Source organism: Abyssisolibacter sp. ZYX002 (assembly GCF_056892235.1).
Genome location: NZ_JARMXH010000003.1, coordinates 314,949 through 331,638 on the forward strand (window position 1 = coordinate 314,949; position 16,690 = coordinate 331,638).

General features: G+C 30.5%; 18 protein-coding genes and 1 other annotated feature. Of the genes, 17 read left to right on the plus strand and 1 reads right to left on the minus strand.

Features of this window, described 5'->3' with window-relative positions; genetic code table 11:
• Window positions 1–267: 267 nt before the first annotated feature.
• The 17 genes from P3X86_RS11545 to P3X86_RS11625 all read left to right on the plus strand — a co-directional run bounded on the left by P3X86_RS11545 (window position 268) and on the right by P3X86_RS11625 (window position 14,838).
• Window positions 268–945: a murein hydrolase activator EnvC family protein gene (locus P3X86_RS11545; protein WP_483292845.1), complete on the plus strand. Its 678-nt coding sequence runs from the start codon at window positions 268–270 to the stop codon at window positions 943–945.
• A gap of 13 nt (window positions 946–958) precedes the next feature.
• The gene (locus P3X86_RS11550; protein WP_483292846.1) at window positions 959–1,834 is read left to right on the plus strand and encodes a zinc metalloprotease; all 876 of its coding nucleotides are present in this window, start codon (window positions 959–961) and stop codon (window positions 1,832–1,834) included.
• A 116-nt stretch (window positions 1,835–1,950) separates the two neighbouring features.
• Entirely contained in the window at window positions 1,951–3,804 is a 1,854-nt protein-coding gene (locus P3X86_RS11555; RefSeq protein WP_483292847.1) for a TIGR03960 family B12-binding radical SAM protein, read from the plus strand.
• Window positions 3,791–4,495: a TIGR03936 family radical SAM-associated protein gene (locus P3X86_RS11560; protein WP_483292848.1), complete on the plus strand. Its 705-nt coding sequence runs from the start codon at window positions 3,791–3,793 to the stop codon at window positions 4,493–4,495. Before P3X86_RS11555 ends, P3X86_RS11560 begins: the two co-directional genes overlap by 14 nt.
• Before the next feature lie 40 nt (window positions 4,496–4,535).
• Window positions 4,536–6,023: an Rne/Rng family ribonuclease gene (locus P3X86_RS11565; protein WP_483292849.1), complete on the plus strand. Its 1,488-nt coding sequence runs from the start codon at window positions 4,536–4,538 to the stop codon at window positions 6,021–6,023.
• A 124-nt stretch (window positions 6,024–6,147) separates the two neighbouring features.
• Window positions 6,148–6,459, plus strand: coding sequence for a 50S ribosomal protein L21 (gene rplU, locus P3X86_RS11570; protein WP_483292850.1), 312 nt, complete (start codon window positions 6,148–6,150; stop codon window positions 6,457–6,459).
• A gap of 13 nt (window positions 6,460–6,472) precedes the next feature.
• Complete coding sequence (locus P3X86_RS11575) at window positions 6,473–6,808, plus strand: ribosomal-processing cysteine protease Prp (RefSeq protein ID WP_483292851.1); 336 nt, start codon at window positions 6,473–6,475, stop codon at window positions 6,806–6,808.
• Between the two features lie 3 nt (window positions 6,809–6,811).
• Window positions 6,812–7,105, plus strand: a complete 294-nt coding sequence (gene rpmA, locus P3X86_RS11580) for a 50S ribosomal protein L27 (protein WP_483292852.1) — start codon at window positions 6,812–6,814, stop codon at window positions 7,103–7,105.
• Window positions 7,106–7,247: 142 nt separating this feature from the next.
• Window positions 7,248–8,522, plus strand: a complete 1,275-nt coding sequence (gene obgE, locus P3X86_RS11585; RefSeq protein ID WP_483292853.1) for a GTPase ObgE — start codon at window positions 7,248–7,250, stop codon at window positions 8,520–8,522.
• A 22-nt stretch (window positions 8,523–8,544) separates the two neighbouring features.
• Window positions 8,545–8,841, plus strand: a complete 297-nt coding sequence (yhbY, locus tag P3X86_RS11590; protein WP_483292854.1) for a ribosome assembly RNA-binding protein YhbY — start codon at window positions 8,545–8,547, stop codon at window positions 8,839–8,841.
• A gap of 79 nt (window positions 8,842–8,920) precedes the next feature.
• Window positions 8,921–9,115 carry a hypothetical protein gene (locus P3X86_RS11595; protein WP_483292855.1) on the plus strand — a complete coding sequence of 65 codons (195 nt, stop codon included), beginning with the start codon at window positions 8,921–8,923 and terminating at the stop codon, window positions 9,113–9,115.
• 135 nt (window positions 9,116–9,250) lie between these two features.
• On the plus strand, window positions 9,251–9,862 hold the full coding sequence (nadD, locus tag P3X86_RS11600; RefSeq protein ID WP_483292856.1) for a nicotinate-nucleotide adenylyltransferase: 612 nt from the start codon (window positions 9,251–9,253) through the stop codon (window positions 9,860–9,862).
• Between the two features lie 5 nt (window positions 9,863–9,867).
• A complete protein-coding gene (gene yqeK / locus P3X86_RS11605) occupies window positions 9,868–10,452 on the plus strand; it encodes a bis(5'-nucleosyl)-tetraphosphatase (symmetrical) YqeK (protein ID WP_483292857.1) in 585 nt (194 codons plus the stop codon).
• A gap of 31 nt (window positions 10,453–10,483) precedes the next feature.
• Window positions 10,484–10,834 carry a ribosome silencing factor gene (rsfS, locus tag P3X86_RS11610; RefSeq protein WP_483292858.1) on the plus strand — a complete coding sequence of 117 codons (351 nt, stop codon included), beginning with the start codon at window positions 10,484–10,486 and terminating at the stop codon, window positions 10,832–10,834.
• Between the two features lie 63 nt (window positions 10,835–10,897).
• Window positions 10,898–11,086 (plus strand) — a binding site (T-box leader).
• A 26-nt stretch (window positions 11,087–11,112) separates the two neighbouring features.
• Window positions 11,113–13,605 carry a leucine--tRNA ligase gene (gene leuS / locus P3X86_RS11615; RefSeq protein ID WP_483292859.1) on the plus strand — a complete coding sequence of 831 codons (2,493 nt, stop codon included), beginning with the start codon at window positions 11,113–11,115 and terminating at the stop codon, window positions 13,603–13,605.
• 14 nt (window positions 13,606–13,619) lie between these two features.
• On the plus strand, window positions 13,620–14,270 hold the full coding sequence (locus P3X86_RS11620) for a helix-turn-helix transcriptional regulator (RefSeq protein WP_483292860.1): 651 nt from the start codon (window positions 13,620–13,622) through the stop codon (window positions 14,268–14,270).
• A 190-nt stretch (window positions 14,271–14,460) separates the two neighbouring features.
• Window positions 14,461–14,838, plus strand: coding sequence for a RidA family protein (locus tag P3X86_RS11625; RefSeq protein WP_483292861.1), 378 nt, complete (start codon window positions 14,461–14,463; stop codon window positions 14,836–14,838).
• Between the two features lie 519 nt (window positions 14,839–15,357).
• Here the strand turns inward: P3X86_RS11625 and P3X86_RS11630 are convergent.
• Entirely contained in the window at window positions 15,358–16,656 is a 1,299-nt protein-coding gene (locus P3X86_RS11630; RefSeq protein ID WP_483292862.1) for a D-alanyl-D-alanine carboxypeptidase family protein, read from the minus strand.
• Window positions 16,657–16,690: the final 34 nt, after the last annotated feature.

The window sequence follows — 16,690 nt, forward strand, 5'->3', positions numbered from 1 at the left end:
TTATAAGATAGGCTTTTTAAAGGATGTTTTTAAAAGGTCTATTTTTTTAATTCAAACGCTAGAATCTAATAAAGAATAAATCTGATGGAAGAACAATAATAAATAGCGTATTCGAATTTAATATCTTCTTTAAAATAAAGATGATTTATAGCATTGTTATTTACTATTAAAGGAATCATGGACAAGTATTTAACTGTAATAAAACGTAAATTATTCAAATAGAATATTATAAGAACTATCTATACATGAGTTAAGGTGGTGTTTTATTTGAATACAAACAAATTTGCCCTAAATAAGAGTAATAAAAAGAGGAATAATTACTACTATAAAAGGAATAATAAATCATTTTATCAGAGCCAGTTAAAAAAAATAATAATATGTATTATCATAGTTTTATGTGTTATCTTTCTTAAGAAAATAGATACAAATCATACTAAAAGAGCAGCTGAATTTATAGATAAAACAGTTAGTGAAAACTATGATGTAAAAAGTAATGGTAAAAAATTTCTCGAGTTTTTAAAGAGTTTAGTAGGAAAAGGGAGTAAAGAAAAAAGTACAGATAGTACTATAATATCCGATGCAAGTAGGCCAATAGTAGGAAAAGTTTACCGAAGATTTGGTAAGGTTAGAAAGAGTAAAGACATATATATTAATAGCAAGGGCTTAGATATTAAGCCATTGAAAAAGGATGTTATATGCATAGCAGATGGAGTAGTGCAAAATGTTGGCAACGAAAGAAATAGAGGATATTTTGTGATTATAAATCATAAAGGTATAAAGAGCAAATATCAAAACCTAGATAAAGTATTTATCAAAGAAGGACAACGACTAAATAAAGATTATAAAATAGGTGAAATATCGTTAAGCAAAATGCTACATTTTGAAATATGGGAAAATAAAGTAGCAGTCGATCCTTTGGAAAAATTATACAACAATAAGTATTGATGATGGTTAAAATATGCGTATAATTAAATATAGAGGGTTTACTATAGAGCTTAGTGGTAGCTTACTTCTACTAGTCCCGTTTATACTATACGATATAACTGAATTTATAGCTATTCTAGTAACAATATCTTTGCATGAACTTGCACATTTTGTGGGGGCTAAGTTGACAGGGACAAAGATTGAAAAAATAAATATATTTGTATTTGGATGTATATTAGAAACAACGACTGATGTTGGTCTTAATTTAAAAAAAGATATAATAGTCTCTGCTTTAGGCCCCATCTCGAATATTATATTAGTATTGGTATTAAACGTATTACCGTACGATTATAGTTCAAATGCGTTTATTTCAGTACTTATTAAATATAACTTATATATGGCAGGGTTAAATATATTACCACTATTACCACTAGATGGAGGGAGAATAGCTAGAGCTTTAGTATCATGCTTTTTGGGATACAAAACAGGCTCTTTAGTTGTTGTATATTTTACATATTTTATTTGTATGGTAATGATTATAATAAGCTTATATGCTTTTTTTGTATATAATATTGGATTGATGATGATAGTTTTGCTAATGATATATATTATTAAGATAGCCCACAAAGAAAAAACTAGATCATCTTTTTATTTTATAAGTAATCTCGCAAATAGAAAAAATATATTGATGAGGAAAAAAGTTCTAAAAGCTTATATAATAGTTAGCTATGAAGATGTAAAGGTTAATAAAATACTGAATAAATTATTACCTATGAGATACCATATAATTATTGTTATAAATAAATCAGGTAAAGTAATTGGAACATTAAGTGAAGAAGAATTAATAGAAAGTGTTTTCAAACAAGGATTTGATGTTATAATAAGAGAATTATTATTAAAGAGAGACTAAATTAATTAAAATTAATTCTAGTTTGTTTTAAGAAAAAATGTTAATATAATAAAAGTGGACGAATATAAAAAGTGAATCAAAAAAACAAAAGTTAAGAAATGTAGGTGGATTGATTAATGGTTTCAAATGAGAAATTAAAAGATATACTACTACAGGTTGAAAAACCTGCTAGATATATTGGCAATGAAGTCAATATGATTACTAAAAACTTAAACGAAATAAATATAAGGTTTGCATTCTGTTTTCCAGATGTTTATGAAGTTGGAATGTCTCATTTAGGGATGCACATATTATATAATATTTTAAATAATCAAGATAATGTATATTGTGAAAGAGTTTTTTCTCCTTGGATAGACATGGAGAAGAAAATGAGAGAAAATGACATAAAGCTATTTTCATTAGAGACAAAAAGTTCGCTTGATGAATTTGATTTTGTAGGGTTTACTCTTCAATATGAGATGAGCTATACAAATATACTCAACATGCTTGACCTAGGTAATGTTCCATTGCGTGCTACAGACAGAAAAGAAGGACATCCATTTGTTATAGCAGGAGGACCATGTGCTTATAATCCGGAGCCTTTAGTAGGTATAGTTGATATATTTTCTATAGGTGAAGGAGAAGAGTCTCTTGTTGAAATAGTGAATATATATGATGAATGGAAGAAAAGCAAGCTATCTAGAGCAGAATTTCTAAAGATGGTTTCAAAGGTAGAGGGTGTATATGTACCAGAGTTCTATGATGTTGATTACAACGATGATGGAACAATTAGAGAAATGAAACCTATATCAGATGAATTTCCAATAAAAATAAAAAAGAGAATACAGAAAAATCTTGATAAGACATATTATCCAGATAAGTTTATTGTTCCTTATATAGAAACAGTTCATGACAGAATAATGTTAGAGATATTTAGAGGATGTACTAGAGGATGTAGATTCTGCCAGGCAGGGATGATATATAGACCAGTTAGGGAAAGAGGAATAGACACATTAGTAGACCTTGCAAAAAGACTAGTTAAAACAACAGGACACGAAGAAATATCACTTTCATCATTAAGTACCAGTGATTATTCTGACTTAGAAAATTTAGTAATAAGGCTAATAGAAGAATTCAAAGACAAAAAGATAGGGCTATCATTACCATCACTTAGGCTTGATTCGTTTTCTATGGAGATTATAGAAGAGATTCAAAAGATAAGAAAGACTGGATTGACTTTTGCTCCCGAAGCGGGAAGTCAAAGGTTAAGAGACGTTATAAACAAAGGAATTAATGAGGAAGATTTGATTAATTCAGTAAATGATGCTTTTAAGCAAGGATGGTCTACAGTTAAACTTTATTTTATGGTAGGGCTTCCAACTGAGACAGATGAAGATATACTTGGTATTAAAGAACTGTCATATAAGGTTAAAGATTTGTTCTTTTCAGTTCCAAAGGATAAACTCAAAGGTAACCTAAAAATTACAACTAGCGTATCGTGTTTTGTACCAAAGCCTTTTACTCCATTCCAATGGTTTGGACAAAACAAAATAGAAGAATTTGATAGAAAACAAAAGATGCTAAGAAAAGAAATAAGAGACAAGAAAATTAAGTTAAATACTCATGATTCAAAACTTAGCTATCTAGAGGCAGTAATAGCTAGAGGTGATAGAAAGGTTGCAAAAGCAATAATAAGAGCATGGGAAAATGGCTGTAAATTTGATGGATGGTCAGATCATTTTGACTTTGATATTTGGATGAAATCGTTTGAGGAAGTAGGTATAGATCCAGATTTTTATGCTATTAGAAATAGAACTTATGAAGAGATTTTACCGTGGGATTTTATAGATATAGGAGTTAGCAAAGAATACCTAATAAGAGAAAATGAAAAAGCTAATAAAGAAACAACTACAAGAGATTGCAGACAAGGATGTACAGCTTGTGGTATAAATACAACGTTTGATGGTGGTGTTTGTAATGAACTTAATTAGAGCTAAATTCAAGAAAGGTGGGTATCTAAAGTATATTTCTCATTTGGATTTGATGAGATTAATGTATAGAGCACTTAGGAGAGCAGATATTCCAGTAGTATATACACAAGGATTTAACCCACAACCAAGAATATCTTTTGCAACTGCATTATCCTTAGGAGTTGAAAGCGAAGGGGAATATATAGATATAGAACTAGGCGAAAAGATTAATGAAGAAGAATTTGTACAGAGACTAAATCATAGTTTGCCTGAAGGAATAGAAATAATTAAAGCAAAGTATATTAACAACAAAAAATCCATAATGAGTTTAATAAGATGGTCACAATATGTTATAGAGATGAAGTTTGATAGAGAGATAGAAAGACAAGAACTACAGAAAATTATAGATGCTATATTAATAGAGAAATCAATAATGCACACTAAAATAGGTAAAAAGAAAGGCAAGAAAGTAAAAAAGGTCGTAGAAATAAGAAATCTGATAAAAGACATAGATATACTGATGTTAGATAATGATACTGCTATAATAAAAAGCACATTACGTACAGGTAGTGATGGTAATTTAAAACCAGAAGTACTGATAGAAGTAATCAAGAAATATTTTAATGAATTGTTAACTGTAAAAAGTTTTGATATACAAAGGATAGAGCTCTTTGTTGAGAAAGATGACAAAATCATTTCACCTTTAGCATAAAAACAATACAGATATTTAATTTATCTAAGGAGAGAATTTTATGAATCAAATTATTATTGATGATGGTGTCAATCAGAAAAGAGCTGCAGTTGTAGAGGATAATAGATTAGTAGAGTTATATATAGAAAGAGAAGATACCAAAAGGACATTGGGTAATATTTATAAAGGAAGAGTAGTTAATGTTTTGCCAGGTATGCAAGCAGCATTTGTAGATATTGGACTTGTTAAGAATGCTTTTTTGTATGTTAAAGATGCGGTGAAATCTTTTGATGAAGATGCTAAGAAAGATGTAGACAAGACGTTAATACAGCAAGTTGTTAAAGTTGGACAGGAGATTATAGTACAAGTTATAAAAGAACCATATGGTTCAAAAGGTGCAAGAGTTACAACTGAGATTACATTTCCAGGTAGATACCTTGTGTATATGCCTAATAATGATTATGTCGGTATATCTAGGAAAATAATAGCTGAAAAAGAAAGAGTAAGACTAAAAGATATTGCAGATGAGTTAAGAAACGATGAGAAGTTTGGACTGATACTAAGAACTGTTGCAGAAAATAAGACTAAAGAAGAAATTCAATCTGACTTAGAATACCTAAAGCTAAAATACAAGAGAATACTAAGAGAAAAAAATCTGGGAAGACCACCAAAATTAATACATGAAGATTTGGATGTAGTTGAGAGAGTAGTAAGAGATATATTTTCATATAAAACAGATAAATTAGTGATTAATAACTATAGTAAATACAATGATGTATTAGAAGAAATAAACATTCAAAACCCTGTACTTTCAGATAAAGTTGAATTTTTTGATTTAGCTGAGAATATATTTGAACATTACAAAATACAGTCTCAAATAGATGCGTCTTTAGATAAAAAGGTATGGCTTGAAAATGGTGGATATTTAGTAATAGATGAGACAGAAGCGCTTACAGTTATAGATGTTAATACTGGTAAATATATAGGAAGCTCTAACTTGGAAGATACAGTGTTTCAAACTAATTTAGAGGCCTCAAAAGAGATAGCACGGCAGATTAGATTAAGAAATATAGGTGGTATAATAATTATTGACTTTATAGATATGTATAGTGAAGAGGACGACAATAAGGTATTAGAAGAATTAGAAAAAAATCTAAAAAAAGATAGAATAAGGACTACTGTTTTAGGGATGACTAAGCTTGGGCTGGTAGAAATGACTAGAAAAAAAACAGGTAAAAGATTATCTAGTAGACTTCTTAGATATTGTCCATATTGTGGAGGTAAAGGAAAGATTCAGTCAGAGTATGAAATTGTTCGTCAGATAGAGAGTGAAGTTAAGAGGATTAATGAGCATACGTGTGAAAAAAATGTGCTCTTTTCAGTACATCCTTATTACTATGATATAATTATAAAGAATCATATTCAAGATATAGATAAAATCAAAGAGACCTTTGGTATTAATATATATTTTAAAGAAGATGAAACACAGCTTGGTAAAATTAAAATTTTAAGAATAGGGAGTATAAAAGAAATAGAAAAACTAATCTAAATTATATATGACCTTGACAATATCAAAGTTATTTGTTAAAATAATTATCTGTAGGTAGCCGCTCAATATGGGTTAACTTAATTAGTACCTAATATTGGCGAGTCTGGTTAGAGGAGGTGTATTTATGTACGCTGTAATAGAAACAGGTGGTAAACAATATAGAGTTCAAGAAGGAGATACTGTATTCGTTGAAAAGTTAAACGTAAATGAAGGTGACAGTATAAAATTCGAAAAAGTGTTATTATTATCTGATGAAGGTAAATTAACAGTTGGAAAGCCTTATGTAGATGGTTCTACGGTTGAAGGTAAAGTAGTTGAGAATGGTAAAGCTAAAAAAGTAATCATATTCAAGTATAAGCCAAAGAAAGACTACAGAAAGAAACAAGGTCATCGTCAACCATATACAAAAGTTGTAATCGAAAAAATAAACGCATAGTTGGGAAAAAGAAATGATTAAAATAGAAGTATTTCTTAACAGCTTAGGCGATATAAGAAAATATAAAGCTAGTGGTCATGCTGGATATGATGAAATAGGTAAAGATATTGTTTGTGCAAGCATATCAATACTAAGCTATACAGCATTAAATTCTCTTATAGAGATTTGTGGTATAGATGTTAAGTATAACATAGATGATGATGGCTTTATGGAAATTAAGATACCTGATGATATTGATAAAGACAAAAGGTATAAAGCGAAAATAGTAATGGATACATTGATTATTGGTATAAAAAGTGTAATTGACAGTTATCCAAAATATGTAACCCTTAAATATAGGGAGGTGTAGAGAATGATAAGAGTGAATTTACAATTATTTGCACATAAAAAAGGTGTTGGTAGCTCTAAAAATGGTCGTGACAGTGAATCCAAGAGACTTGGTGTAAAGAGAGCTGACGGTCAATTTGTATTAGCTGGTAATATTTTAGTTAGACAAAGAGGAACAAAGATCCATCCAGGAAACAACGTAAAAAGAGGTGGAGATGATACATTATTTGCAATTGTTGATGGCATAGTTAAGTTTGAGAGAAAAGGCAAAAACAGAAAGCAAGTTAGTGTATACTCTAGAGAAGCAGTACAAGCGTAAAATAGTATATAAAAAACAGCCTCCAAAAAGAGGCTGTTTTTAAATAGGAAAAAGTACTTAATATATTTATACTATCAAGGCATACTAATGGTATAATAAAAATAAAAATAAACAGCCAAAAAACTAGGCAAGGATGGTAAAGATGTTTATAGATAAAGCGAAAATATTTGTAAAAGCTGGCAATGGTGGTCATGGAGCAGTGGCATGGCGTAGAGAAAAATACGAACCTTCAGGCGGACCAGCAGGAGGAGATGGAGGATACGGGGGTAACGTAATCCTAGAAGTTGATGAAGGTTTAAGAACGTTGATGGATTTTAGGTACAAAAAAAAGTACCAAGCGCAAAATGGTGAAGATGGGCGTTCTAAATATCAGTATGGAAAGAAAGGTCAAGATTTAATTATAAAAATACCGCCAGGAACAATAATTAAAGATGAAAATTCAGATAGAGTGATTGCCGATATGACAGAAAATGGACAGACATTTGTAGTGGCAAAAGGTGGTAGAGGTGGAAAAGGAAACTGTAAATTTGCCACAGCTACAAGACAAGCTCCTAACTTTGCAGAAGGTGGCTCAAAAGGGCAAGAAAGACATATAATATTAGAGCTGAAATTATTAGCAGAGGTTGGATTAATAGGATTCCCTAATGTAGGTAAATCAACAATACTATCTACTATATCTGATGCAAAGCCTAAAATAGCGAATTATCACTTTACGACATTAAAACCAAATCTAGGCTTTGTGAGAATAGGTGAAAATAAAAGTTTTGTTGTAGCCGACATCCCTGGATTAATAGAAGGTGCACATGAGGGAATAGGGCTAGGACATGAATTCTTAAGGCATATAGAGAGAACAAAAGTACTAGTTCATATGATAGATGCTTCAGGACATGAAGGAAGAGACCCAGTAGATGATTTTTATAAAATAAACGAAGAGCTACAAAAATACAACCCATTATTATTAGAGCGTCCACAGATAGTAGTAGCTAATAAGATGGATTTACCTGATGCAGAGGAAGGATATGATATGCTGAAAGAAGAGCTAGAGCCAAAAGGTTATAAAGTAATGAAGCTTTCAGCGGCTACTAGAAGCGGAGTAAATGAGCTTAAATTTCAAATTTGGAATGAATTAGAAAATTCACCAAAATTAGAGCCTCTCATAATTGTAGAAGAAGATATTAAAGAGGTTAGATCTGATGATGATGGTTATACAGTTAGAAAAGAAGGAGACAGATACATAGTTGAAGGGGATTTTGTAGAAAAATTAATGAACTCAACAAATTTTGATGATGTTGATTCAACTAGGTATTTCCAAAAGAGATTTAGAGATAAAGGTATAGTTGAGGAACTTGAAAAACTAGGAGTACAAGAAGAAGATATAGTTGAGATATGTGGATATGAATTTGAGTTCTTTTTCTAACATTAGAACAGGAGGAATAAAAGTGATAACTAGTAAACAAAGAAGCTATCTTAAAAAGTTAGCAAACAGTATAGAACCTATATTTCAATTGGGTAAAAATGGTATAACAGATTCCTTTATTGATCAGATAGAGGATGCACTAGAGGCAAGAGAGTTAATTAAAGTAAAAGTACTAAATAACAGCTTTTTAGATACTAAAGAAGCAGCTAATGAAGTAGCAAAAAGATCAAATGCAGAGTTTGTACAGAGTATAGGTAGCAAATTTGTAATATACAGAGAATCGGAAGATAATAAAAGAATAGAGCTACCTAGAAAGTAACCAAATTTTATGTTGAGTTTGCATAAAACTGCCCCTATTAAGTAATGATATTAGTAATATTATTAGGAGGGAAAGTTGTATGAAAGATCAAAAATTAGGCAAAGTCAAAGAGTTGGTTGATAAAGGATACAAATGTATAAGATACGATCATGACAAAGGGAATTTAAAAGCGTTTTTTAAGCACTTTGAAGAAGAAATGAGCGACGAATTAACATGCTCAAACAAAAAAGAAATTAAAAAAATAATAGACTATATAAATAATAGTAAGGAATAACATCTAAAGGTTATCTCACAAGGCTTATAATAGATAACCAGTTGTTTTTAAATACTTAAAGAGCATAGTAGTTGATTTTATGTAGATGATTCAGTTATAATAGTAAGGTAAATACAACCAATAAGAGGTGATTTTTTGAATTTTGCAATCTTTGGTGGTACATTTGATCCGATACACTATGGTCATCTTTTTATTGCAGAGGAAGTAAGAACAAAACTTCAGCTAGATAAAATAGTATTTATACCTACTGGTAGATCACCACATAAAAAAGATAAAAGTGTTAGTAGTAAAAGGCATAGGTATGAGATGACGATGTTAGCGATAGCTTCAAATCCATGCTTTGAAGCATCTGATTTAGAACAAAAAAACAATGAAGTCAATTATACAGTTAATACAATAAAAAGATTTATAAGAGATAGAAGTGATATAGAAAATCTATATTTTATAATTGGTGCAGATACGTTATTACAGTTGAGAACATGGAGAAATACAAGCGAACTATTTAAAATGTGTAAATTTGTAGTCGTAAGCAGACCGGGTTTTGATGATGATAAAGTAAAACAGGAAGTAGACAAATTAGAAAAAGAAAACGGTATAAAAATTATTAATTTAAAGGCTAAATCACTGCAAATATCCTCTAGTGACATACGAGAAAGAGTAAAAAACTTCCATAGCATTAGATATACAATACCAGAAGAGGTTAGAAATTATATATACAGGAATGGGCTATATGTAGATGGGAGTTGAAATAGTTGTATGAACTTATAGATAAATATAAAGAAACATTAATAAAAGACATAGGAAAAAAACGATATGAGCATTGTGTTAGAGTGATGGAAACTGCTAAGAAAATGGCTGGGGCATATGGAGTTAATGAACAAAAAGCTCTGGTAGCTGGATTGTTGCATGATTGTGGAAGATATATAGACGAAAAATTACTATTACAAAAATCAAAACAATATAATATATTAAGTAGTAATAGTTTTGAAAATTCCAAAGAGTTGTTACATGCTAATCTAGGAGCATATTTAGCTAAGCATAAATATGGTATTGACGATGAGGACATACTAAATGCTATAAAATACCACACTACTGGTAGAGAGAATATGAGTAACTTAGAAAAAATAATATTCTTAGCAGATTATATTGAACCCAATCGAGTATTTGAAAGAGTTAAAGAAATTAGAGAACTGTGCTATGAAGATTTGGATATTGCAATGTTGAAATCACTAACTAATAATATCTTGCATATAATTAATAATAATAGATATCTAGATATTAGAACTGCCCGTGCGAGAAATTATTTTCTCACAAAAATCATTGATTTACAGTATTAATGTACTATATAAATAATTAGGAGGTCGTTTTGTGACGGATGTTAAACACTTATTATCTGACGTGCTTGAAGCTGTTCATGAGAAAAAGGCTTTTGATGTAAAGGTATTAGACATTACTGGTTTAAGCTCAATAGCTGATTATTTTGTAATTTGTAGTGCTAATAACGAAAGACAAGTACAGTCAGTTGCAGATGAAATAGAAAAAGAAGTAAAAGATAAAAATATAGATATAAATTTAGAAGGCTACAGAAATGGAAGATGGATATTAATGGATTTAGGAGATATAATAGTTCATATATTCCATAAAGAAGATAGAGATTTTTATAACTTAGATAGACTATGGGTAGATGCAGTTAATTTAGATGTTGACAATATGATATAAAATCTGTATAATATTTTTAATAAATTTATTATAAAGATGATATAAAGATAAAGGATATAATCTGTATCGTTAAAGAGTATTAGGATATTTATAATTTTAGAGAGTCGGTGGTTGGTGTGAACTGGTATTATAAATTTCTGAACTTGCTTTAATAATTTAGATACAGATGGTTAGTCACCATTACAAGACTACCTAAGAGAGCCATATGGCTAATAAGGGTGGTACCGCGGGAAAATACTTCTCGTCCCTACAGATTAGAGGGATGAGAAGTTTTATTTATGTACAAAATTCTAGGAGGGGTTAGTTTGCCTTATAATTTTAGTAAAATCGAAAAATATTGGACCAAAGTTTGGGATGAAAACAATACATTTAAAACTAAAGAAGATAGTTCAAAAGAAAAGTTCTATCAGCTTGAGATGTTTCCATATCCTTCAGGAAAACTTCACATGGGACATGTTAGAAACTATTCTATGGGAGATGTAGTTGCAAGATTCAAAAAGATGAGAGGGTTTAATGTACTGCATCCAATGGGATTTGATGCATTTGGGCTACCTGCTGAGAATGCAGCAATAAAGCATGGGGTGCATCCTGATAAATGGACAAATGAGAATATCAAAGAGATGAAGAATCAATTCAAAGAGATAGGATTATCTTATGACTGGGACAGAGAGGTATCAACTTGTCATCAAGATTATTATAAGTGGACACAATGGTTATTTTTAAAATTCTATGAAAAAGGACTCGCATATAAAAAGAATTATGCAGTAAACTGGTGTCCATCATGTGAGACTGTATTAGCTAATGAGCAAGTAGTTAATGGGCTTTGTGAGAGATGTGATTCATCAGTAACTAAAAAAGAACTAGATCAGTGGTATTTTAAAATAACAGATTATGCACAAAGACTACTAGATGATATAGATAAGTTAGATGGTTGGCCAGATAAAGTTAAAGTAATGCAAAAGAACTGGATAGGAAGAAGTGAAGGAGCGCACGTTCAGTTCAAGATAGCAGATTCAGATAAAGCTTTAAAGGTATTTACAACTAGACCAGATACAATCTTTGGAGCTACGTATATGGTACTCGCGCCAGAACACCCATACGTAAAAGAATTAGTAGCAGGATTAGAGCAGGAAGATGAAGTAAATGCTTTTAGAGAGAAAATGAATCATCTATCAGAGATAGACAGAACATCAACAGAAGCTCCAAAAGAAGGTATATTTATTGGAAGATATGCAATTAATCCATTAACAAATAAACAGATACCAATATATATAGCAAATTATGTATTGATAGATTACGGGACAGGAGCTGTTATGGCTGTTCCAGCACATGATCAAAGAGATTTTGAATTTGCTAAAAAATATGGTATAGAAATAACGAGAGTTATATCATCTGATGACAACAGAGAATTAGAAGAGGCCTATACAGGTGACGGAGTAATGGTTAACTCTGGTGATTATAATGGAATGAAAGCAAGTAATGCAAAAAAACAGATAATAGACAGGCTACAAGAACAAGGAATAGGAGAAAAAACTATTAACTTTAGACTTAGAGATTGGCTAATATCTAGACAGAGATTCTGGGGGACTCCAATACCGATGATATACTGTGAAGATTGTGGAGTAGTACCAGTTCCAGAAAAAGATCTGCCAGTGCTTCATCCAAAGACAGTTGATTTTACTGGAAAAGGAGGTTCGCCACTTGAGAGCTGTAGTGAGTTTATAAATACTACATGTCCTAAGTGTGGCAAGCCAGCAAAAAGAGAAAGTGATACTATGGATACATTCGTAGATTCATCATGGTATTTTCTAAGATATACAGATGCAACTAACAATAAAGAAATCTTTGACAAAGAGAAAGCAAAATACTGGATGAAAGTAGATCAATATATTGGAGGAGTAGAGCACGCGATATTACATTTACTATATGCTCGATTCTTTACTAAATTTATGTATGACATAGGTATATCTCCAGTTGATGAGCCTGTTGAGAATCTATTAACACAAGGTATGGTACTAAAAGATGGTGCTAAGATGTCCAAATCAAAAGGCAACGATGTTAGTCCAAAAGAAATAATAGCAAACTATGGAGTAGATACAGCCAGGTTATTTGTACAATTTGCAGCACCTCCTGTAAGAGATTTAGAATGGAGTGACCAAGGGGTAGAAGGTTGTTATAGATTTTTAAATAGAGTCTATAGATTGGTAGAAGAAATGGAAAGTAGATATACTAAGAACAGAGAATTAGATATGTCAAAACTAGATAGTATAGATAAAGATATGAGATATACTATTAATAGTGTGATTAAGAAAGTAACTATTGATATAGGGGAAAGATTCAGTTTCAATACAGCAATAAGTAGTATAATGACACTTGTCAATGAGACATATAAATACAAAGAAAAAGAAAACAATGAAGAAGTAAGAAATATCTTGCTATCGCATGCAATAGATGCTATATTAATTACATTGGCACCATTTACACCATTTATTACAGAAGAACTATGGCATAGGATAGGGAATGATGAGAGCATACATGAACAAAAATGGCTTGAATATGATGAGAGTGCTATAGTCAAAGACACAGTCAATGTAGTTCTTCAAGTAAATGGGAAAGTAAGAGATAAGATAGAAGTTCCAAGTAGTATAGAAAAAGATGAACTTGAAAAAATAGCTCTACAAAGTGAAAAGATAGCCAAGTTTACAGAAGGTAAGAATATAGTTAAAGTCATAGTAATTCCTAAAAAATTAGTAAACATTGTAGTTAAATAATGAGGTGATAACGTATGAGTAAAAATATCCATCCTGTATTAAAAAATATGATTCCTATAATTCAAGGTATAGCAAAGACTTTTGGACGTAACTGTGAAGTAGTATTACAAGATTTGAGTAATCCTCAGAAATCTGTAGTAGCTATAGTAAATGGACATGTTACAGGGAGGGATATAGGAAGTCCATTAACAGAAAGAGGATTAAAAGCTGTTAGAAATAAAGAATATGAGACTGATTTAATAAAATATAAAACAGTTACCTCAGATGGAAGAACACTCAAATCTTCAACTATTTTTATTAAAGATGAAAAAGATAAAGTGATAGGATGTATGTGTATAAACTATGATATAACAGAATTTGTAGTAGCAAAGAAAGTTATAAATGAAATGGTTGAGACTCTTGAAGATAGTATAGAAAGAGAAGAAGAGACTTATAGTAATAACATAAATGATATACTATATACATTAGTAGACAAGGTGTTAGGTAGTCAAGGAAAGCCTATAGCATATCTTAATAAAGAAGAAAAGGTCAATATAGTAAAGCAGTTAGATGAAAAAGGAACATTTCTTATAAAAGGAGCAGTTGAATACGTTGCAGAAGTACTGTGCGTATCAAGATTTACAGTTTATAATTACTTGGATGAGATAAGGTCAGAAAATTATTAAGGAGTTTAATTATCACATTGCTACATTAAGGAGACATCTAACTAGATGTCTCCTTTTTCAGCTTATAATAATGCAATTTCTATAATAGATAAAATATATACATTAAAATGTTTAAATATGCTTGCTTTATCCATAGGAAGTGGTATACTATATATTGATATAAAGAATAATAAACAGGAGGTTACATAAAATGAACAGTATTTACACAGAGAAAGCACCAAAGGCAGTAGGACCTTATTCACAAGCGATGAAATTAGGAAATATGGTATATACATCAGGACAATTAGCTATAGACACAGAGACAGGAAAATTGGTTCAAGATAATATAAAATTAGAGGCTGCAAAAGCATTAGATAACCTAAAAGCAGTATTAGAGGAAGCAGGAAGCAAATTAGAGAACGTTGTGAAAACAACAGTATTTATTCAAGACATGAATCAATTTGGAGAGATAAATGAAGTATATGCAAAATACTTTGGAGATCATAAGCCAGCTAGATCATGCGTACAAGTAGCTAAATTGCCATTAGGCGGTAATGTAGAAATAGAAGCTATAGCGGTAGTTGAATAAACTAGATATAATATACTTTAAAAGGGCTGTTGCACTAAACTTAGTGCAACAGCCCTTTTTTTGTAGTATAAATTAAAATAGTTTGTCCATGCTAATGACTTGTTGGGAAATCAATAAGTAGAGATATATATTTACTAGAAGAAATAATTGCTAGTGCAAAAACTGAAAACAATGGATTTTTATAAAGTTTTGTTAATGAGAATTTCATTATTTTCCACCTCCTTATAACTTTTTGATTTCATTTATAAGTACAGTTTTAATTCTTTTGTAAAAGATATATTTTGTCAATAATAAGCCACAATTAAGATAATTTGAATAACTAGGTCTATATTTTTGCATTCCAATGTTATACTGTACTATCAATATACCATATACAAGAATAAAATTCAATAATATACAAAAAAATAATTATATGGAACACAAAATTTTAAAAAAATTGCCAGTTAAATAATTAAAAAGGAATGTACTATAGTACACTCCTCTTTCATCCTTTGCATATATATAATTGCTTGGTATATATTATTTGGTATATACCTTATACTTACTTCTAAATTTCCTTTTCCTTTTTCTACGTTTATATATATAAATTCTCCATAGTATGAATAGCACGATTAGCCAAAACCACCATTTAGTAAATAGCCATAAAAAGCCTTTTTCAGTACTATTAACAACGCTGTACATAGCTTTCCTGTGAACAGGTTCAGCGGCAACAACATTTGCAGTTGCAAAAGATTTGTTATCCACCAGATATTCAACTTTACCTATAACCTGATCTTTCGCTATTGGTACAGATAAATCATTATTGATTGTTATCTTACGTTCTATTTTAGATGAACTATTAACAGGTACACATGCAGTTACGTTTTTACCTATTATAGCTGTTACAAAGGGCATGCTTCCATGCTCAATAGGTACATTTTTAATAAACTCATTTTTGCTAGAAATTTTTTTATTAGTAAAATTTTTAAAACCGTAATTAAATAACTTATGTGCATCTATAAATAATTCATTACTTTGATCGTAAAAAATAGCAACTATTAAATTTTGACCATTTCTTGAGGCAGAAGCAACTATACAGTTAGAAGCCTCAGGAGTATATCCAGTTTTAATTCCAGTAGCGCCAATATACTTTATATCTGTAGTTATACCATCATAGGTTATTTTGTTGCCACTTCCTACTCCATAGAGCAGTTTATTTTTAGATTTAAGGTATCTAGGTTTAGGCTGTTTGTTAGTAGGATTAATAGTATACGTATAATTACTAACTATGCTTCTAAAGGTTTGATTTTTCATAGCATATCTAGCTATCATTGCCATATCATATGCAGTAGTGACATGCTTATCGTTGTGGAGCCCATTTGGTGTTACAAAATTGGTGTTTTTAGCGCCTATTTCCTTAGCTTTTTCGTTCATTAATTTTGCAAATTTTTCCTGACTATCAGATATTTCCTTTGCTATAACTAATGCAGCATCATTAGCTGACTGGATTAGCAAAGCATTCAATAAATCTTTCATAGTTATAACTTCATCAGCCATTAAGTATATTTGCTGACCTTTGATTTCATAAGGTGTTTTTTCATCAACGGTTACAAGTTCGTCTAATTTGCATTTTTCTATAGCGAGTATACCTGTTAATATCTTAGTAGTACTAGCAGGATATATTTGGGTATCCATGTTTTTTTGCGCTAGTATTGTGCCAGTATCAGCATCAATGAGCACAGCAGATTTGGCGGATATCCATGGAGTCTGAGCATAAGAAAAATTAAACAAAAGCATAAAAAGTATTACAGCAAAAATTATAGTGAATCTTTGTTTCAATAAAATCACCTCTTAGTAAATTGTGAAAAGTACT